Below are 19,696 nucleotides of genomic sequence, written 5' to 3' on the forward strand. Positions count from 1 at the left end.
GAGGTCGAGGCCCTGATCGCGGGCATCGCCGACGCGCCGGGCCTGCCGGCCGCCGAGCGCGTCACCGCGGTGATCGCGGCCCTGCACCAGGATACCGCCGAGCGCGTCCGGGCCTATCCCCGGATGCACGAGATGATCGAGGCGGCCATGGACGAGAGCTGGGAGGTGTGCAGCCACCACGTCGACCGGATCAGCGCCGTGTTCGAGCGCCTCGTGGTCGAGGGCGTGCGCCGGGGCGAGTTCGAGACCGCCGACCCGGCGGCCGCCGCACGCTGCCTGCACACGGCGGTCGCCCGCTACACCCACCCGCTCCTGGCCCGCCAGCCGCCGCAGGCGCCGGTGCCGTCCCTGGAGACGATGACCGCGTTCCTGCTGGCGAGCCTGCGGCCGACCCGCGGCCCCTGAGCGCCGCCTACTCGGAGGCCGGGTTCGGCGCCGGGGTCGCTGCTTGCGCGATCCCGGGCTGCGCGTCGTCGTAGCCCTCGATCACGATGATCTCGGACTCGACCGCGCCCTTCTGCTTGGCGCGGGCCTCCTGGTAGAGGTCGGAGTTCCAGCATTCCAAGGCGACCGCGTAGCTCGGGAACTCGAGGACGACGTTGCGCGCCCGCGCCTGCCCCGCCACCGCCTCGAACCGGCCGCCGCGCACGAGGAAGCGGGCACCGTACTTCGCGAGCGCCGCGCCGTTGGCCGCCGCGTAGGCCTTGTACGCCTCGGGATCGAGGACATCGACCCGCACGATCCAGTAACCCTTCGCCATGGCCGGTCTCCTCAAGCCAGTTCCGATACGATCGACTGCACCACCGCGCGCGGGTCGGCCGCGCCGGTGATCGGACGCCCGACGACCACGTGGTCGATGCCGGCGGCCCGCGCCTGCCCCGGCGTCATCACCCGCTTCTGGTCGCCGGCCTCCGCGCCCGCGGGCCGGATGCCCGGCGTGACGATGAGGCCGTCCGGCCCGACGATCCCGCGTACCGACGCCGCCTCGGCCGCGCTGCAGACGATGCCGTCGATGCCGATCTCGCGAGCCTGCGCCGCCCGCTTGGCCACCAGCGCCGCGACGGGAAGCCCGTAGCCCGCCTCGGTCGCGTCCGCGTCGTCGTAGGAGGTCAGCACCGTGACGGCCAGGATCTTCAGGTCCGGCCCGCGTCCGCGCACGGCCGCCGCCATGGTCTGGGGATAGGCGTGCACCGTAAGGAAGCGGGCGCCGAGGCCACTGACGGCGCGCACGCCCTCCTCCACGGTGTTGCCGATGTCGTGCAGTTTCAGGTCGATGAAGACCTTGAGGCCGGCCTTCGCGAGCCGCTCTGCGAGCGCGAGACCGCCGGAATAGCCCAGCCGGTAGCCGATCTTGTAGAAGGTCGCGGCGTCCCCGATCCGGTCGATCAGCGCCTCCGCCTCGGCCACGCTCGGCAGGTCGAGGGCGACGATCAGGCGGTCGCGGGAGTCTGTCGGGTTCGGCATGGACGCCTGCCTACGCGGGCGCGCGCCCGTGTCAATGCCGGTCCGTCAGCGCCGGTCCATCACCGCTGGGCCATCACCTTCGCCACCTCGCCCTTGAGCACCGGCAGGAGTTCCGCCTCGAACCAGGGCTCGCGCTTGAGCCAGCCGTTGTTGCGCCAGGATGGGTGCGGCAGGGGCAGCACCCGCGGGCGCCGTGGCTCGGCCAGGATCTCGCGCCAGCGCCGCACCGTGCCGGTCAGCCCGCCGTCGAGACGGCCCAGGTGCCAGGCTTGCGCGTACTGGCCGATCACCAGGATCAGGTCGAGGTCGGGCAGGCCGGAGAACAGGCTCGTCCGCCAGCGCTCGGCGCATTCCCGGCGGGGCGGCTTGTCGCCGCCCTTGGCGTCGAGACCGGGAAAGCACGACCCCATCGGCACGATGGCGACGCGGGCGGCGTCGTAGAAGGCCGCCTCGTCGAGGCCGAGCCAGGCGCGCAGCCGCACGCCGGACGGGTCCATGAACGGGATGCCGGTGCGGTGCGCCCGCGTGCCCGGTGCCTGGCTGGCGATGCAGAGCCGCGCGCCCACGCTCCCCTGCACGATCGGCCGCGGCTCCTGCGGCAGGGGCGGCCCGTAGACGGGGCTGTCGCGGCAGAGGCGGCAGGCGCGCAGGGCCGCGGCCGTGGCGTCGAAATCGGTTGGGGCGGTCGCGGGCATCTGGCCGCGAGATGGGGCCGCTGCTGTGCGGCGGCGAGGCCGGGCGGCCGCAAAAAGAGACGGCGCGGGGTTTGGCCGCGCCGTCAAATCGGGTCTCGAAGCCTTGGGAGGCGGGCTTACCCTACGGCGAGCCCCGACCCGGCGATGTGCGCTGTCACACGCCCTTCAAGCCGGACAGCTCCAGCGGCAGGGAGCGCAGGCGCTGGCCCGTGGCGGAGAAGATCGCGTTGGCGATGGCCGGCGCCAGCACCGGCACGCCGGGCTCGCCGATGCCGGTGGGCGCCGCGGTCGACGGCATGATGTGCACCTGGACCACCGGCATCTCGCTCATCCGGGTCGGCTCGTAGGCGTCGAAGTTCGTCTCCTGCACCACCCCGTCCTTCAGGGTGATGCGGTTGCGCAGCACCGACGAGAGGGCAAAGCCCACCGCGCCCTCGACCTGCGCGCGGATCACGTCCGGGTTCACCGCGATGCCGACGTCGACGGCCGCGACGATGCGGTCGACCTTCACCTTGGCGTCCGTGACCGTGACCGCGGCCACCATCGCCACGTAGGAGCCGAAAGATTCGTGCACGGCCACGCCCAGGCCATGGCCCTTGGCCGCAGGCGCCTGCCCCCACTTTGCCTTCTCGGCGGCGAGCTTGAGCACGCCCGAGAGACGCGGGGCGCCGGCCAGCAGCGAGAGGCGATAGGCCACCGGATCGACATCGGCCGCGCGGGCGATCTCGTCGATGAACACCTCCATCGCGTGGGCGGTGTGGGTGTGGCCGACCGAGCGCCACCACAGCACCGGCACGCCCTCGCGGCCGTTATGGACCTCGAAGCGGTAGGCCGGGAGCGCGTAGGGCGTGTCGGAGGCGCCCTCGACGGTGGTGGAATCGACGCCGTTCTTCACCAGCATCGCCTCGAAGGGCGAGCCGATCATGATCGACTTGCCGACCATCCGGTGCTGCCAGCCGGTGATCGCGCCCTTGGCGTCGATGCCGGCGCGGATCGTGTGCAGCACGGTGGGCCGGTAATAGCCGCCGGCCATGTCGTCCTCGCGGGTCCAGACGAGGTGCACCGGCGCCTTGGCCCCGTAGGCCTTCAGCACGGTGGCGGCCTCGGCGAGGTAGTCGGCGGACGGGGTCGCCCGCCGGCCGAAGGAGCCGCCGGCCCACTGGGTGTGGAGCCGGACCTTGTCCGTGGTCACGCCGAGCACGGCCGCGATCACCGCCTGCTCCACGGTCTGGAGCTGGCAGCCGGCATAGACGTCGTAGCTGCCGTCCGAGGCCCGCTCGATCGTGGCGTTGAGGGGCTCCATGGCCGCGTGCGCGAGGTAGGGGAAGGCGAACTCGGCCTGCAGCACCTTGGCCGCGCCCTTGATCGCCGCCTCCGGGTCGCCGCGCTCCGAGGCGACGAGGCCGGGGCGCTTGGCCCGCTCGCGGTACTCGGCCAGGATCGCGTCCGAGGAATGCGTCTCGGCCGCGCTCTCGTCCCACACCACCGTCAGGGCCTCGCGGCCCTTCATCGCGGCCCAGGTGTCGCGGGCGATCACGGCGACGCCGGTCGGCACCGCCACCACGTCGAGGACGCCCGCCACCTTGCGCGTGGCCGCCGCGTCGAAGGACTTGACGATGCCGCCGAAGCGGGGGGGATGGGCCACCACGGCCGTGACCTGGCCAGGACGGCGGATGTCGAGGGAGTAGACGGCGCTGCCGTTGGTCTTGGCGACGGAATCGAGGCGGGGCGCCGCCTTGCCGATCAGGCGCCACTGGCTCGGGTCCTTGAGGCGGGGCGCCTCCGGCACCGGCAGGGTGGCGGCGGAGGCGGCCAGCTCCCCGAAGCGGGCCTGCCGGTTGGAGGCAGCATGGCGCACCACACCGTCCTCCACCGTGACCTCGGAGGGCGGCACCTTCCACTGGAAGGCGGCGGCGACCACCAGCATCTCGCGGGCGGCGGCGCCCGCCTTGCGAAGCTGCATCCAGGAATTGGCTATGGCCGTGGAGCCGCCGGTGCCCTGGACGGGCCCCATCAGCAGGTTGGCGTAGAGGGCGGCGTCCGCGGGCGCGAACTCGGTGCGAACGCGGCTCCAGTCGGCGTCGAGCTCGTCGGCCAGGATGGTGGCGAGGCCGGTGGTGTTCCCCTGCCCCATGTCGAGGTGCTTGATGATGACCGTGATGGTGTCGTCGGAGGCGATCCGCACGAAGGCGTTGGGCTGGGCCCTGCCGCCGGACAGGTCCGGGCCGGCGGCGGCGCGGGCCGGGTTCTTCAGGTCGAGGCGCAGGCCGATCACGATCGCCCCGGTCGCGGCAGCGGTGCCGCCGAGGAAGGCGCGGCGGGTGGCGCGCGGGTCCGGCTGACGGATCTTCAGCATCATGGTGCTCCGGTCAGGTCGGGGAAGGGGTCAGGCGAGGCTGTGGGCGGCTTCGTGGATCGCGGCGCGGATGCGCTGGTAGGTGCCGCAGCGGCAGATGTTGCCGTCCATGGCACCGTCGATGTCGGAATCGCTGGGTTTGGCGTTGCCGGAGAGCAGGCCGATCGCGGACATGATCTGGCCGGACTGGCAGTAGCCGCACTGGACCACGTCGAGCTTGCGCCAGGCCGCCTGGACGGCCTCGGCCACGCGGCCCGACACGCCCTCGATCGTCGTGACCCGGCCCTCGCCCACGTCGCCGATCCGGGTCTGGCACGAGCGCACCGGCTGGCCGTCGACGTGCACGGTGCATGCACCGCACTGGGCTATCCCACAGCCGTACTTGGTGCCGGTCCGGTCGAGGCGGTCGCGCAGCACCCAAAGAAGCGGCATGTCCGGATCGACATCGATCTCGTGCGCGACGCCGTCGACAGTGAGCTTGAACATGGTCCGGGTTCCCTCGGCACGCCGGGCGGGATGGGGGTCCGGCAGTTCCGGCTCGCCGCCGGGACCCGCCGTAGAGAGTCGGGCCAGGATTCGCGCCGGGGCCATAGCCTAGGATCGCGGCAGGCCGGCGTGATGTGCGGCAGCGCACCCGGTCACGGTTTGGACCGAGCCCCCATCCCGGCCGAGAATCCGAACAATCCGAGGCATCCCGGCAGGCGCTTCTTAACACATCGCGCGCATTCTGGCGGCGTCGCACCGGCTCCAGCGCATCGCGGTCGCCGGCTCTTCGTACGATGCGTCAACGAGTTCTCCGACCTCCATGTCCGACCTCACTGTCGAGATGGTGCAGCGCGGGCGCGGCCCTTCGACGGAAGAGGCCGCGCGCCGCCTCGGCGTCGCCCGCGAGATGCGCTCGGCGCGCGAGAAGCTGACTTCGACCACCGGCCTGGAGCGCGCCTTCGACCACGAGTTGCTGCGCCACTACGCGCGCTACCGCGCGGGCGCCGGCATTCCGCTCGGGCTGTTTGCGATCGTGCTCGCGGCGGCGGCGAGCTTCTGGGTGCCTCCGCTGGTCCCGGCGCTCTGGGCGCTCTGCGTCTTCCTGACGATCACCCTCAACTCCTCGATGAGCCGCCGCTTCCTGCGCGCGGACCCGGGTACGATCTCTCTGTCGCGTTGGCGGCGGCGCTTCGTCTTCGGCGAGGTGATGCAGAGCGTGTGCTGGTCGGCGATGGTCGGGCTCGGTGCCACGGGTGGACGGACATTCGCCCTGTTCGGCTTGGTGATCGCGGCAGCCGTGGCGACCATGCTCGCGGCCACGGTGCCGGCCGCGGCGGTCGCGGCCCTGGTGCCCCTGACGCTGGCGACGCTCTCGCTGCTACTGTTCTCGCGGGAAATGGACGCGATCCTGCTCGTAGCGATGGCGGCTGGCTCGCAGCTCTTCTTCCTCGGGCTCGCCCGGCGTCTCTACACCTCGACGGTCGGCGCGCTGCAGTCGCGGGCCGAGAAGGACGCGGTGTTCGGTGAACTGGAGCAGGCCAAGTCCAATTCTGACGAGGCCCGGCGGCGGGCCGAGGAGGCCAACCTCGCCAAGTCGCGCTTCCTGGCCACCATGAGCCACGAACTGCGCACGCCGCTCAACGCCATCCTCGGTTTCTCCGAGGTGATGAAGAACGAGGTCTTCGGCGTGCACGCGGCACCAAGCTACCGCGAGTATTCGAACGACATCCACGACAGCGGGATGCACCTGCTGAACCTCATCAACGAGATCCTCGACCTCTCGCGCATCGAGGCCGGCCGCTACGAGCTGAACGAGGAGGCGATCCAGCTCGCCTACATCGTCGAGGAGTGCCGCCACATGATGGGCCTCAAGGCCAGGGGCAAGAACCAGACGTTCCACGACTTCGTGGACGAGTCGCTGCCCAGGCTCTGGGCGGACGAGCGGGCGCTGCGCCAGATCGTGCTGAACCTGCTCTCGAACGCGGTGAAGTTCACGCCTCCGGGGGGCGAGATCACGATCAAGGTCGGTTGGACCAGTTCCGGCGGCCAGTACGTCGCGGTCAAGGACAGCGGCCCCGGCATCCCCGAGGACGAACTCGGCACGGTGATGTCCTCGTTCGGCCGCGGCTCCCTCGCGATCAAGACCGCCGAGCAGGGCTCGGGGCTCGGCCTGCCGATCGTGAAGGGCCTCGTCGACCTGCACGGCGGCAACTTCCAATTGAAGTCGAAGCCCCGCGAGGGCACCGAGGTGATCGTGACGCTGCCAGCGACGCGGGTGATGGACACCCTGACGGCCGTCGAGGTCGGGACCAAGGCACCTGCCGACACGGATGCGGCGACGCCCAAGCGCAAGCCGGCCATGCACCGGGCCGCCTGAGCGAAGCCGAAATTCGCATCGCGAAGCGATCAAACGGATTTAATGCGAGGCGCGTCAGCGGGTGCGTGCCGCCGAGAGCACGATCCGCGCGGCGCTGCGACTGGGGGGCTCGTCGCCGGACAGGCGCATCAGGCCGTCGATCCGGTCGAGGGCCTCGGTCTGACGGTCGCGGGCCGGGCCGCCTACGACGAGGGGTGTCAGCGCCTGCGCGAGTCGTTCCGGCGTGCACTCGGCCTGGACGAATTCCGGCATCGCGTTCTCGGCCAGGATCAGGTTGGGCAGGACGATGCTCGGTACCTGGATCAGGCGACGGGCCACAACCTCCTCCAGCCGCGAGACCTTGTAGGCCACGACCATCGGCACGCCCGCCAGCGCCAGTTCGAGGGTGACGGTGCCCGAGGCCGCGAGCGCCGCCCGCGCCCGGCGGAACGCGGCGTACTTGGCGGCCTCCCCCGAGACGATCCGCACCGGCACCTCCCAGGCCAGCGCCAGGCGCTCGATCAGGGCGCGATGGCGGGTGACGGCGGGCAGCACCGCATCCACGGGGCCGATGCCGGACGAGAGCCGGGCGAGCGCCGGCCCGAATACGGGCATCAGGCGCTCGATCTCGGAGCGGCGGGAGCCCGGCAGCACAACTAGGCTCCACGGGCGGGCCTGCCGCAGGTCGCGTTCGGAGGCGTTAGGGCGCAACTCCGAAAACCGCTCGATCAGTGGGTGGCCGACATAGGTGCAGGGCGGTCCGTTCAGGCGCCGGTGGGCCTCGGGCTCGAAGGGCAGGAGCGCCAGCACGTGGTCGATGAAGGGCCGCATGCCCGCCGCCCGCCAGGGCCGCCAGGCCCACACGCTCGGGGAGACGTAGTCGACGATCGGGATGCCGGGTCGGCGCTTGCGCACCCGCCGGGCCACGGCGTGGGTAAAGCCGGGGCTGTCGATGATGACGAGCACGTCGGGCTCGGCCGCTACCACGTCGTCCACCGTCTGGCGGATGCGGGCGAGCAGGGTGCGCGCGCGGGCGAGCACGGGCAGGTAGCCCATCACCGCCACGTCATCGAGGGGAAACAGCGAGGCGAAGCCCTGCCCGGCCATGGCCTCGCCGCCGACCCCGCCGAAGGTGACGGGCTCGGGCGCGAGGTCGCGTAGGGAGACCATCAGCTTGGCGCCGAGCTGGTCACCCGAATCCTCGCCAGCCACCAGCCAGATCCTCAATGGCCGGCTCCCAGCCCGAGGAGGAACAGGCCGCGCCGGTCGGCCTCGGCGACGGTCTCGGGCCGGTCGATCACCAGGGTGCTGCCGGCCTGGACCGCCAGCCCGACGCAACCGGCCGCATGGGCGTTTCGCACCGTGCGCGGGCCGATCGCCGGCAGGTCGATGCGCAGGTCCTGGCCGAGCTTGGCGCATTTCACCAGCACGGTGGCCGGAAGCGGCTTCCCGCGGCCGAAGGGCTTGCGGCCGAGAGCGCGGGCGCGGGCAAGCATGCGGTCGGTGCCCTCGGGGCCCTCCACGGCGAGCACCCGGTCGGCCGAGATCACCGCCGCCTGCCCCACGTCGTAGGGCGAGAGGGCGGCAAGCAGCGCCCCGCCCGTCGCCACCGACGCCTGCGCCGCCGCATCCGGCGCGTGACGGCCGAACAGCCCCTCGGGGCTCAGGAGGTCGGGGGCGGCCTCGTGCACGCCGAGCACCCGGTGGCCGTTCTCCTCCAGAAGCGCCAGGACGGCCCGCAGCAGACGGTCGTCGCCGCCGCCTGCGATCGCCCACAGGGCCTCGCGGTTGCGGACGGCGGCGGCCGCGTTGAAGATCGCCGCCGGGCTCGGGCGGGCGACGCTGCCGGCCGGGATCACGACAGCCGGCCCCCAGCCCTTGAGGATGCGCAGGGTCTCGCTCACGTCCAGAAGGTCGACGGTGGCGTCGGCCCGCGCCCGCAGGGGACGATCGGTGAAGCCGCGCACGGCCAGGACCTTGAAGCTGCGGCCCGCCCGTTCGAGGGAGGCGACGACGAACTCGGGCAGCCGCCCGGCGCCGGCCACGAGCACCAGCGTCTCATCGGCCATCGCTGCGTGCGGCGCCGGTCCCGGCCGCGCGGCGCTCACGGAAGAAACCCGCGGGATCAGGCGGCGCCGACGGGCGACGGCGCCTCGCGCGGCGTGCAGATCGAGCGCTTGCCGCCGGCCCGGATGAAGTCGAGAATCTCCCGCACGGCCGGGTGGGACTCGAACTCGGCTGCCACGTCTTCCACCCGCTCCATCAGCGTGCCTTCCGGGGCGAAGATTAGGCGGTAGGCGCGGCGCAGCGCGTGAATGTCCTCGCGGGCAAAGCCCCGGCGCTGGAGGCCGATGATGTTGAGGCCCGAGAGGTAGGCCCGGTTGCCAAGCACCATGCCGTAGGGGATGCAGTCGTTTTCCAGGCCGGAAAGGCCGCCGACGAAGGCGTGAGCGCCGACGCGCGCGAACTGGATCACCGCCGCGCCCCCGCCCAGGATCGCGTAGTCGCCGACGCTGCAATGGCCGGCCAGCATGACGTTGTTGGAGAAGATCACGTTGGAGCCGACCCGGCAATCGTGCCCGACATGGGAATTGGCGAGGAAGGTGCACTTGTCGCCGACCACCGTCTCCAGCCCCCCGCCGGCGGTGCCGGGGTTCATGGTGACGCCCTCGCGGATCAGGCAATCGGCGCCGATGGTCAGGGTCGAGGGCTCGCCGCGGTATTTCAGATCCTGCGGCGGATGCCCGATCGAGGCGAAGGGGTAGATCTTGGTGCGCGCGCCGACACTGGTCCGGCCCGCCAGAACAGCGTGGCTGACGAGATCGCAATCGACGCCGAGCACGACGTGGGCCCCGACGTGGCAGAACGGTCCGATCCGCGCGCCGTCCCCGATCTCGGCGCCGTCCTCGACGATCGCGCTCGGGTGGATGACCGGCGCGCTCACTCCGTCACCAGCATGGCGCCGATCTCGGCCTCCGCCACCAGGGCGTCGCCGACGCGAGCCTCCCCGCGGAACCACCACATTGTCTTGCGCTGGTTGAGCTTCTTCATGTGGAAGCGGACCGTGTCGCCTGGCACCACGGGCTTGCGGAACTTGCACTTGTCGATGGTCATGAAGAACACCTGCTTGGCGCGGACCTCCTCCGTCATGATGTGACGGCAGCAGATCGCGCCGGCCGTCTGGGCCATGCCTTCGATCAGCAGGACGCCGGGGAAGACGGGCAGACCGGGGAAGTGCCCGGTGAATTGCGGTTCGTTGACGGTCACGTTCTTGATGCCGACGCAGCTCTCGTCACGATCGATCTCGACGATCCTGTCGATCATCAGGAACGGATAGCGGTGCGGCAGGAGTTCGAGCACCTTCTGGATGTCGGCCGAGCCGAGTTCACGCGCCGTCTCACTCATCGAACCCAGTACCTCGCATCCCCTCGCCGCGCTGCCCTTCCGGCCGGTGCATGGACTCAAAGTCCGCCGAGCGCCCGGGCGTTCCGTCCCGCCGGGAGAAGCGTCCTCTTCGGCAGAAATCGACGCGGATGCAAGCCTTTCGCGGAACGAAGTAATTTCTGCAGTCCTGGCCGTCACGCGCACCGCTGCGTGCCGGTCCTTCGGACGCCGCGCGGACCGGGCTCGCGCCTCAAACCTCGTCCTTGGCCGTGCGTTCGGCCAGACGCGCCAGCGTCGTCAGTTCCCGGAACCAGGTCCGCACGGGCTTGGCCGGTGTTCCGCCCCAGCGACTGCCGGGCGGGACGTTCCCGTTGACATGGGAGGATCCCGCGATCTGCGCGCCGCGGCCGATGCGGACGTGGCCGACGACGCCGACTTGGCCGCCGAGCACCACGTAATCCTCGAGCGTCGTAGAGCCGGAGATTCCGACGCCGGAGACGATGACGCAGTGGCGCCCGATCACCACGTTGTGGGCGATCTGCACGAGGTTGTCGATCTTGGTGCCTTCGCCGATCACGGTGTCGCGGCTGGCACCCCGGTCGATCGTGGTGTTGGCGCCGACCTCCACGTCGTCCTGGACGATGACCCGGCCGACTTGCGGCACCTTGAGGTGCGTCGCGCCCATGGCGAAGCCGAAGCCGTCCTGGCCGATGCGGGCGCCGGGATGGACGATCACGCGGTTGCCGATCAGCGCGTGGCTCAAGGTGGAGCCCGCCCCGATGGCGCAGTCGCGTCCGACGCGCACGCCGGGGCCGACGACCGCGTTCGGTCCGATCACGGTGCCGGCCCCGACCTCGGCGCCCGGACCGACGACGGCGCCGGGGTCGACGGTCACGCCGTCCTCAAGCCGTGCGTCGGGGTGTACGTGGGCGCCCGGCGCGATCCCGCGTGCGCCGAACTGCGATCCCGGGCGCATCGCGTCCGGATGTAGCCGCCCGAGCAGGGCGGCGTAGACGCGGTAGGGCTCGCGCACCACCAGGGCGACGGTCCCAGCCGGGACACGGGCCGAGAAGCGCGGCGAGACGAGGCAGACGCCGGCCCGCGTAGCAGCCAGCGCGTCCCCGTAACGCGGGTTGTCCATGTAGGCGAGGTCGGAGGGGCCTGCTCCCTCGATGGAAGCGGCACCGGTCAGGACCAGGCCCGGATCGGCAGTCTCGGGTAGCGAAACGCCGGCAGCCTCGGCGATGGCGCCGAGGCTGAGACCGGATTTGGCGGTGAAGAACACGGGATCGGACATGCCGGACAACGCACCGCGCAAGGGGGCTTGCGCGGTGCGCGACGTTTCCACTCAGAAGCGCGAGCCGCCGGAGAACCGGAACGCCTGCGTCTGATCCTTGCCGACGCGGCCGTAGAAGCTGCCGTCGGGGCCGAAGATCTTCTGACCCTCGTCCTTGGAGAGGGCGTAGGCGTAGTCGAAGCGGATCGGGCCGAGCGGCGAGTTCCACAGGATCGAGGCGCCGACCGAGGACCGGATCGTGGTCTTGTCGCGGACGTTCACGCATTCCGGCTCGACGCCGATCGATTGAGCGCTGAAGCTGCAGCGCCCGCTCGTCGCTGAGATGCCGTTGATGAAGCCGTCGCCGTTCACGTCGAAGGAGGTCTTGCCGTGGTAGCCGAACAGCGTTCCGGCGTCGGCGAAGACCGCGCCCTTCAGGCCGAGGTCCCGCGGGATGTAGGGGAGCGGGAACTGAACCTCGAGGGTGCCGCCGACATAGGTGGAGCCGCCGATGGCGTTCGAGCGGGCGTCGGTCGTGCCGACATCGCGCGGGCCGAGGCCGTTCGGAGCGAAGCCGCGTACCAGCGACGGTCCGAGGAAGAACTGGTCGGTGATCCGCAGCGGGTTTCCGTCCAGAGCCTGGATGTGCCCACCCTGGAAGCGGATGAAGCCGACGACGTCCTCGTAGAGTTCCTTGTAGTATCGGGCGTCACCCGTGACGCGGAAGAACTTCGAGTCACCGCCCAGACCCGCAACGTCGGGCTTCAACTCGGCGTAGAGGCCGTTCTTCGGTGCACCGATCACGTCCAGCGTCGAGTAGGCCAGCGTCAGGCCGGCGAGCGAGGTCAGGGTGCTCGCCTGCGACCCCTTGATCGCGATCGAGGCTTCGCCATCGTAGGCGCAGTCCGGGTACCGCGAGAGGCCGCTCACGTCGCGTCCGTCGATGATCGTCCCGGCCGGCCAGCGCTGCGTGTAACCGGGGATCGGGATCGAGCAGTCGTTGTAGGGCCGCTTGAGGGTGTTGGGCACCTTCAGCTCGGTGTTGTAGATCGAGTAGCGCAGGGTGACGCCGAATTCTTCCGTGACCGGCAGGCCGAGGCGGAGCTGGCCGCCGTAGACGGTGGTCTCGTAGCGCGAGTAGCGGGTCAGGTCGCTGTACTTGTAGAAGGCGTCGAAGCCGGCCGCCAGGCGGTAGCCGAGGAAGTACGGCTCGGTGAACGAGAAGTCGACGCCGCGGGAATACTGGCCGCCGGTGCCGGCGACGCGGACGTACTGGCCGCGGCCGAGGAAGTTCGACTCCGAGACCGAGACCTCGCCGATGATGCCGTCCTGGGTCGAGTAACCGCCCGCCACCGAGAACGAACCCGTGGGCTGATCCTCCACGTCGATGTTCAGGACCACGCGATCGGGCGCGGAGCCCGGCTCGTTGGAGAAGCGGACCTTCTTGAAGAAGCCCAGACCGTTGATGCGGCGCTCGGCCCGGTCGGTCAGGACGCGGTTGTAGGCATCGCCCTCGGTGAGGTCGAGCTCGCGGCGGATGACGTAGTCGCGGGTGCGGGTGTTCCCGCGGATGTTGATGCGCTCGATGTAGACGCGCGGGCCATCCTCGACCACGAAGCCGAGCGAGACCTGATGGGTGGCGCGGTCGCGCTGACCGGTGGGGCGCACCTGTGCGAAGGGGAAGCCGGCGCGGGCGACCTGCCGGGTCACGCCGGACAGGGTCTTCTCCACGTCCTCGGCGTTGTAGACGTCACCGACCGCGGTGCGGACCTCGCTCTCGATCCGTCCGCCGTCGAGGCCGGGCAGGCGCGAATCGACCGCCACGGCGCCGACCGTGTACTGCTCGCCCTCCTCCACCGTGACGGTGATGAGCCAGCCGCTCTTCTCACCCTCGACGTATCGGGCGTCGGCGTTGACGACGCGGAAGTCGGCGTAGCCGTTCCGGAGGTAATAGCGCCGAACGAGGTCGAGGTCGTTGCTGATGCGGTCGGGGTCGTAGACGTCGGAGGTCTTGATGAAGGAGAGGAAGTTCATCTCCGAGGACGACATCAGGCCCTTGAGCGCGCGCTCGGAATAGGCCTGGTTGCCGACGAAATTGATCGCGACGATGCCGGTCTTGTCGCCCTCGTCGATCTGGTAGATCACGTCGACCCGGCCGTTGGGCAGGTCCACGGTGCGGTAGGTGATCTTGGCGGTGCCGCGGCCGGAGCGGCGGTAGACTTCCTTGATCCGCTCCAGGTCGGACTTGATGATGCCCTCGCTGAAGGGGCCGCGGGCCTTCGCCTCGATCTGCCCTTCCAAGGTGCCCTTCTCGATCTTCTTGTTGCCCTCGAAGACGACGCGGTTGATGAGGTTGTTTTCACGCACCGTCACGACCGTCCGGCCGCCCCCTTGGGCGACCTTCACGTCCGCGAACATGCCGCTGGCGAGCAGGTTGCGCCGGGCCTCCTCGGCCGAGCCGGAGGCGGTACCGGTCACGTAGGAGCGGATCGTGTCGGAATCGACGCGCTTGTTGCCCTGGACGACGATCTGCTGTGCCTGCGCGGCACCGGACAGGGCGACGCCTGCCGCGGCGGCGACCAGGACGATGGTCCGCTTCACCGACTTGCGCCGGTGCTTCCCCGTCATCGACATCATGCAATCGCCCGTCTGTTTATCGATTAGAGCGGGTTCACACCCACCACGGGCAGCCGTTGATCGGCCGTCCCGCCACCTGGTCCAAGCGTAGCTCTTAGCGGGATTCCCTACCCAAGCAAACGCTCGGAAGGACCCGCTGACTGGGATTTTGGGGGGTCGTGGCCTTCGCGCCACTTAACGCCGGAACCGGTTCCGGTGCGATCGCGCAACAGGGTGAACCGGACGTAAACGCCGGCTCCGCCACGCCTTTTCGGAACGGGTCACGACCGGGGGAAGGGTTCGTTCATACCCCTCCACCGGCTCTCGGTCAGCGCAGGCCGACCCGGTCACCAGCCCCGGAGCCGGGCAAAAGCGGCCGGAATGCGGCCGAGCCGACAATCCTCCGATCCGGGGACCGGCAGGGGGGAATCAGGTCCCGCGCCCGAACAGGCCGAACAGGTTGAGGCTGTCGTTCCAGGTGGCGAACAGCATCAGCATCAGCACCAGGGCGAGGCCGAATCGGAAGCCGATCTCCTGGGCGCGCTCGCTCAGGGGGCGTCCGCGTACCACCTCGAAGGCGTAGAACAGCAGGTGCCCGCCATCGAGCAGCGGCACGGGGAACAGGTTGAGCAGGCCGATCGAGACCGAGAGCAGGGCGATCAGCCCGACGAGGCCCCCGAGGCCGCCGGTCTTGGCGACCTCGCCCGAGACCCGCGCGATGCCGATCGGGCCCGAGAGCTGGTCGGCGGATTCACGCCCCGTGGCCAGCTTGCCGAGATAGGAGAAGGTGCGCTCGACGACGAAGTAGGTCTCCTGCACGCCGAGGTTCAGGGACGCCACGGGGCCGTATTCCACGAGCTTGGCCTCGGAGCCGTTGGGCGAGCGGATGCCCAGGCGTCCGATCCGGTGGCGGCCGAAGGGCGTGCGCTCCTCGAACACCGCGGGCGTCGCCTGGATCGTCCTGTCCGCGCCCGCGCGCTCGACGGTGAAGGTGAGGGATTCGCCCGCGCTTCCGGTGACCGTGCGGTACATGGCGTTGAAGTCGCGCACGGGCGTGCCGTCGATCGCCTTGATCAGGTCGCCGGGCTCGAAGCCCGCCTGGGCCGCGACGCTGCCGGGCTCCACCGAGGAGACGCGGGCGGGAAGCTCGAACCGGCCCCCGAGCCAGATCGCGCCGGCAAACAGCAGGATCGCCAGGATGAAGTTGGCGACCGGGCCGGCGGCGACGATGGCCGCGCGCTTGGCGACCGGCTGCGTCGGGAAGCTCGTCGCGCGCTCCTGCGGGCTCATCTTCGCCACGGTCTCGGGGTCGGGCACGCTGGCGCCGTTGGCGTCCCCGTGGAACTTGACGTAGCCGCCGAGCGGCACGGCGCAGAGCTTCCAGCGGGTGCCGTAGCGGTCGTTGAAGCCGACGAGCTCCGGCCCGAAACCGATCGAGAAGGCGTGGACGCCGACCCCGCACCAGCGCCCGACCAGGAAGTGCCCCATCTCGTGCACGAACACGACGACGGTGAGCACGAACAGGAACGGGATCACGGCACCGAAGAAGCCGGCGGCCGTCCCGCCCATCGCGTTGAGGAAGTCCATGCGTCGGTCCTCGGGGTCGCGTCCGTAGAGGCTTCTTCATCGACGGCTCGGGCCGTCCGTCCCGCACCGCTGTAGCAGATCGTGGCGGGCCCTAGCCAACGCAATCCTGCGCGACCACCGCTCAGCCTCGCACGATGCGGAGAGCCGCGCGACGTAGCGCCCCGGTCCGCACCCGTTTTCCCCACTATCCCGACGGCTCAGTGCCCACCGCCGGCGCCCGCCGCGGCCGGGCGGGGCCGCCGGATCAGGGGCGTGGCGCAGGCCATGGCCAGGAACAGGACCGTCAACGCGAGGAACACGTCCTCGAAGGCCATCACCAGCCCTTGCGTCCGCACGGTGTTGGTCATCGCCTTGAGCGCCATCCCGCCAGCGTCGCCCCCGAAGACCTCGAACTGGCGCCGCATCGCGTCGAGGCGCTCCAGGGCGGCAGTGTTGGCCCAGGTGAAGCGCTCGTGCAGGCGCACGAGGTGCAGGTCCCAGCGGTCGTTGAGCAGGGTATTGATGAGCGCCAGGCCGACCGCGCCGCCGAGGTTGCGGGTCAGGTTGTAGAGGCCGGACGCGTTCTTCATCCGGGCCGGCGGCAGGGTGCCCAGCGCGACGTTGTTGATCGGGATCATGCACAGCATCAGCGAGCAGCCGCGCAGGACCTGGGGCCAGAGCAGCTCCCAGAAATCCCAGTCCTTGGTCAGCCCCGTGACGATCCAGGTGCCGGCGGCGAAGCCGACGAAGCCGGTCGCCATCAGGATGCGCGGGTCGACGCGCCCGGAGAAGCGGCCGGCGATCGGAGCAGTGGCGAACATGCAGAGCCCTGAGACGAACATCGTCTCGCCGATCTGGAGGGCCGAGTAGCCGCGCACGCGGGCGAGGTAGACCGGATAGAGGTAGGTCAGGCCGTATAGGCCGATGCCGAGCACGAAGCTCGCCGCGCAGCCGGCCGCGAAGTTGCGGTCCGAGAAGGCGCGCAGGTCCACGATCGGCTGCGGCGCGGTCAGCACCCGCCAGAAGAACAGCACGCTGGAGACCGCGCAGACCACCGCGCAGACGAGCACGGCCTCGTCCTGGAGCCAGTCGTGGTTCGGGCCCTCCTCCAGTACGTATTCGAGGCAGCCGAGGAAGCCCGCCATGAAGCCGAGCCCGGCCCAGTCGAAGTTCTTCAGGAGGCCGAGGTTCGGTTCGTCGAAATCGACCAGGAAGAAGGTCGAGACCGTGACGAAGATGCCGGGCACGACGTTGATGAGGAACAGCCAGTGCCAGGAGAGCAGGTCGGTGAGGTAGCCGCCGATCGTCGGGCCGATCGTGGGCGCGAGCGTCGCCACGAGGCCGATCATCGGCGAGACGATGTTGCGCCTGGAAGGCGGGAAGATGGTGAAGGCCGAGGCGAACACGGTCGGGATCATGCCGCCGCCGATGAAGCCCTGGAGCGCCCGCCAGACGATCATCTCGCCGATCGAGGAGGAGGTGGCGCACATCACGCTCATGGCGGTGAATCCGGCCGCCGAGACCACGAACATCCACCGGGTCGAGAGCACCCGCGACAGGGTGCCAGAGAGCGGGATCGAGATCACCTCGGCGATCAGGTAGCTGGTCTGGACCCAGGGGATCTCGTCGCCGGAGGCCGAGAGGCCGGCCTGGATCTCGTTCAGCGATGCCGAGACGATCTGGATGTCCAGGATCGCCATGAACATGCCGAAGACCATGCACAGGAACGCCAGCATGCGGCGGCGGTCCAGGGGCGGCTCGGCGGCGGCCGGCGGAGCCATCGCTGCGGTGGCGGCCATGGGGTCAATCCCGCTTGGCCGCGGTTCGAAGCAGGGGCGCGTCGGCGCCCTCGCGGGTGTCGACGCGCACGACCACCGACAGTCCCGGCCGCAGCAGGCCCTCGGCGGCGACTTCGGCCGGCACGTGGATGCGGACCGGCAGGCGCTGGACGATCTTGGTGAAGTTGCCGGTGGCGTTGTCCGGCGGCAGCAGACTGAACACCGAGCCCGAGGCCGGCGAGAGCGCCTCGACCTCGCCGGCGATCTCGCGGCCGGGATAGGCGTCCACCGCGATGCTCACGTGCTGGCCGGGGCGCATCCGGGCGAGCTGCGTTTCCTTGAAGTTCGCGTCGATCCGCACGCTCCTGAGGGGCACGAGGGCCGCGATGCGCGAGCCGGGCGCAACGTACGCCCCGGCCTCCACCGCCTTGTTGCCGACCACCCCGTCGAAGGGCGCGCGGATCACCGCGAAGTCGAGATCGCGCCGGGCGCGGTCCACCGCCGTGCGCAGTTCCGCAGCCAAGCTCTCGGCCTCGCGCATCTGCGCCTTAAGCACGTCGACGTTGGCCTTGGCCGCGATCAGGGCGGCCTCGGCGCCCTTGACGGCGGCCTCGGTGCGGTCGCGGTCGGCCTTTGCTTGGTCGAGGCGCGACTTGGCCACGAAATCCGCCTGCATCTGCGTGGCGCGGCCGTAATCGGCGCCTGCCCGGACGGAATCGGCCCTGGCGGCGTCGATCTGGGCAGCATTTTGCGCCACCTGCGCCTGGGCGGCCTCGGTCTGGCGGCCGATCCTCTGGATCGTGCTCTCCTGCGTGGCGAGCTTGTCTTGCGCCGCCTGGAGGGCGAGGCGATAGTCGCCGTCGTCCAGGCGGGCGATCACGTCGCCCTTGCGGACCGACTGGCCGTTCACCACCGGCGCCGCCTCCAGGTAGCCGGAGACCTTGGCGGCAAGCACCGCGATGTCGGCCTGGACGTAGGCGTCGTCCGTCGAGACGAAGAAGCGCCCGACGCTCCACCACTGCCAGCCCTCGTAGCCGCCGCCGGTGAGCGCCGCGGCGAGCACGCCGAGGAGCAGGAGCTTCCTCAGCGGACGCCTGCGCTTCGGGGCCGGCGTCTCGGCGATCGCGGGCGTCGTCGCCAGGGGCGCGGCGGGCATCAGGGCGGGCGTCACGTCGCGATCCGTCCTGCCCTCATCCGGGAGGTCCGGTGCAACGTCCGGCCGATCCGCATCTTCATGACGGGACGAGGCTTCACGGAGAGACATGTCCGCTCCCGGCTCCGAAAAATCAATTGACCGAACCGTTCGGTCATCGGCTGCGCCCAGGTTGACGCACAGCGATCCGATGCGGTACTTATCATTGACTGAACGGTTCGGTCAATCGGGATTGTCGTGATGGGTGGTGGCGCGGCGACGCTGGAACGCGGGCAGGCTCAGGCACAGCTTGAGAGCGACAAGCGGCGCCAGATCCTGGAGGGGGCGCGCAGCGTCTTCATGGCGGCCGGCTTCGACGGGGCCAGCATGGGCGAGATCGCCAAGGCGGCCGGCGTCTCCAAGGGGACGCTCTACGTCTACTTCGACAGCAAGGAGGCCCTGTTCGAGGCCTTAACGGTGGAGGAGAAGCGGGGCTTGGCCGAGGCTCTGTTCCAGCTCGACGTGGACGACCCGGACCTGGGCTCCGTCCTGACCCGCCTCGGCCACACCTATCTGCGCGAGATGGCGCGGCCCGAGCACGTCACGGTGATCCGCATGGTGATCGGGGCCTGCGAAAAATTTCCGCGCTTCGGGCAGTCCTTCTACGAGGCGGGGCCGGCCTGCGGCATCGGTCGCTTGGCCGGCTACCTCGACACCCAGGTCGCGGCCGGGCGCCTGAGGATCTGCGACACGGACCTTGCCGCCCGCCACTTCCTGCATCTGGCCCAGGCCGGCCTCCTCACCCGCCTGCTCTTCCGCGCCGGCGGCCCGGTGACGGAGGACGATGTCGAGCACCGGATTGCCGAGGCGGTGCGGGTGTTCCTGGCCGGATACGGGCCTGAGGCCTGACATACCGGCCCCCGGAAGGAGTCCGAGGTTTACGCGAGTCCGCGTGAGATGTGGCCTCGGACGAACGGCACCGTGCATCGCCGGGTGAACGCGCTGCCGCTTCTCGGCGACGGTCGGAGCCGGGCCGGGCCTGTGGCGGCCTCGGATCTGCAGGAATGAACGGCAGACGCACCCGGTCG

17 protein-coding genes are annotated in these 19,696 nt (G+C 70.4%); 3 read left to right on the top strand and 14 right to left on the bottom strand.

Translation table 11 applies throughout. The features are described from left to right. The coding region (locus COGEMETH_RS03695; RefSeq protein WP_507762990.1) for a TetR-type transcription factor C-terminal domain-containing protein at positions 1-405 on the top strand (405 nt) is incomplete at its 5' end. Positions 406-412: 7 nt separating this feature from the next. On the opposite strand, the gene COGEMETH_RS03700 is transcribed toward COGEMETH_RS03695, so the two are convergent. From COGEMETH_RS03700 to COGEMETH_RS03720, 5 genes are all read right to left on the bottom strand, one after another. After that, the gene (locus COGEMETH_RS03700; protein WP_238181276.1) at positions 413-760 is read right to left on the bottom strand and encodes a DUF1330 domain-containing protein; all 348 of its coding nucleotides are present in this window, start codon (positions 758-760) and stop codon (positions 413-415) included. 11 nt (positions 761-771) lie between these two features. Further along, on the bottom strand, positions 772-1,464 hold the full coding sequence (gene pyrF / locus COGEMETH_RS03705; protein WP_238181277.1) for an orotidine-5'-phosphate decarboxylase: 693 nt from the start codon (positions 1,462-1,464) through the stop codon (positions 772-774). A 59-nt stretch (positions 1,465-1,523) separates the two neighbouring features. Beyond that, positions 1,524-2,159 carry a uracil-DNA glycosylase family protein gene (locus COGEMETH_RS03710; RefSeq protein WP_238181278.1) on the bottom strand — a complete coding sequence of 212 codons (636 nt, stop codon included), beginning with the start codon at positions 2,157-2,159 and terminating at the stop codon, positions 1,524-1,526. Between the two features lie 154 nt (positions 2,160-2,313). Next, positions 2,314-4,515 carry a xanthine dehydrogenase family protein molybdopterin-binding subunit gene (locus tag COGEMETH_RS03715; protein WP_238181279.1) on the bottom strand — a complete coding sequence of 734 codons (2,202 nt, stop codon included), beginning with the start codon at positions 4,513-4,515 and terminating at the stop codon, positions 2,314-2,316. Positions 4,516-4,545: 30 nt separating this feature from the next. Beyond that, positions 4,546-5,001 (bottom strand): (2Fe-2S)-binding protein, encoded by a 456-nt coding sequence (locus COGEMETH_RS03720; protein WP_238181280.1) that lies wholly within the window; start codon positions 4,999-5,001, stop codon positions 4,546-4,548. A 319-nt stretch (positions 5,002-5,320) separates the two neighbouring features. Between COGEMETH_RS03720 and COGEMETH_RS03725 the strand changes: the two genes are divergently transcribed. Continuing rightward, entirely contained in the window at positions 5,321-6,877 is a 1,557-nt protein-coding gene (locus COGEMETH_RS03725; RefSeq protein ID WP_238181281.1) for a sensor histidine kinase, read from the top strand. A 54-nt stretch (positions 6,878-6,931) separates the two neighbouring features. On the opposite strand, the gene lpxB is transcribed toward COGEMETH_RS03725, so the two are convergent. The 9 genes from lpxB to COGEMETH_RS03770 form a co-directional block, all read right to left on the bottom strand. Then, complete coding sequence (gene lpxB, locus COGEMETH_RS03730) at positions 6,932-8,068, bottom strand: lipid-A-disaccharide synthase (RefSeq protein ID WP_238181282.1); 1,137 nt, start codon at positions 8,066-8,068, stop codon at positions 6,932-6,934. Between the two features lie 11 nt (positions 8,069-8,079). After that, entirely contained in the window at positions 8,080-8,925 is an 846-nt protein-coding gene (locus COGEMETH_RS03735; protein WP_238181283.1) for an LpxI family protein, read from the bottom strand. Between the two features lie 56 nt (positions 8,926-8,981). Next, complete coding sequence (lpxA, locus tag COGEMETH_RS03740; RefSeq protein WP_238181284.1) at positions 8,982-9,800, bottom strand: acyl-ACP--UDP-N-acetylglucosamine O-acyltransferase; 819 nt, start codon at positions 9,798-9,800, stop codon at positions 8,982-8,984. After that, on the bottom strand, positions 9,797-10,261 hold the full coding sequence (gene fabZ, locus COGEMETH_RS03745) for a 3-hydroxyacyl-ACP dehydratase FabZ (RefSeq protein ID WP_238181285.1): 465 nt from the start codon (positions 10,259-10,261) through the stop codon (positions 9,797-9,799). The genes lpxA and fabZ overlap by 4 nt, the downstream gene beginning before the upstream one ends. A 229-nt stretch (positions 10,262-10,490) precedes the next feature. Continuing rightward, positions 10,491-11,537 (bottom strand): UDP-3-O-(3-hydroxymyristoyl)glucosamine N-acyltransferase, encoded by a 1,047-nt coding sequence (gene lpxD / locus COGEMETH_RS03750; protein ID WP_238181286.1) that lies wholly within the window; start codon positions 11,535-11,537, stop codon positions 10,491-10,493. A 51-nt stretch (positions 11,538-11,588) separates the two neighbouring features. Further along, positions 11,589-14,153: an outer membrane protein assembly factor BamA gene (gene bamA, locus COGEMETH_RS03755; RefSeq protein ID WP_238181287.1), complete on the bottom strand. Its 2,565-nt coding sequence runs from the start codon at positions 14,151-14,153 to the stop codon at positions 11,589-11,591. A 408-nt stretch (positions 14,154-14,561) separates the two neighbouring features. After that, a complete protein-coding gene (rseP, locus tag COGEMETH_RS03760; RefSeq protein WP_238181288.1) occupies positions 14,562-15,719 on the bottom strand; it encodes an RIP metalloprotease RseP in 1,158 nt (385 codons plus the stop codon). Positions 15,720-15,916: 197 nt separating this feature from the next. Beyond that, positions 15,917-17,497: a DHA2 family efflux MFS transporter permease subunit gene (locus tag COGEMETH_RS03765; RefSeq protein ID WP_238181289.1), complete on the bottom strand. Its 1,581-nt coding sequence runs from the start codon at positions 17,495-17,497 to the stop codon at positions 15,917-15,919. A 4-nt stretch (positions 17,498-17,501) separates the two neighbouring features. Next, a complete protein-coding gene (locus COGEMETH_RS03770; protein ID WP_238181290.1) occupies positions 17,502-18,740 on the bottom strand; it encodes an HlyD family secretion protein in 1,239 nt (412 codons plus the stop codon). 129 nt (positions 18,741-18,869) lie between these two features. Here COGEMETH_RS03770 and COGEMETH_RS03775 point away from each other — a divergent pair, with 129 nt between their 5' ends. Beyond that, complete coding sequence (locus COGEMETH_RS03775; RefSeq protein ID WP_238181291.1) at positions 18,870-19,517, top strand: TetR/AcrR family transcriptional regulator; 648 nt, start codon at positions 18,870-18,872, stop codon at positions 19,515-19,517. Positions 19,518-19,696: the final 179 nt, after the last annotated feature.

The organism is Methylobacterium trifolii (assembly GCF_022179685.1).
GTDB classification, from domain to species: Bacteria; Pseudomonadota; Alphaproteobacteria; order Rhizobiales; family Beijerinckiaceae; genus Methylobacterium; species Methylobacterium trifolii.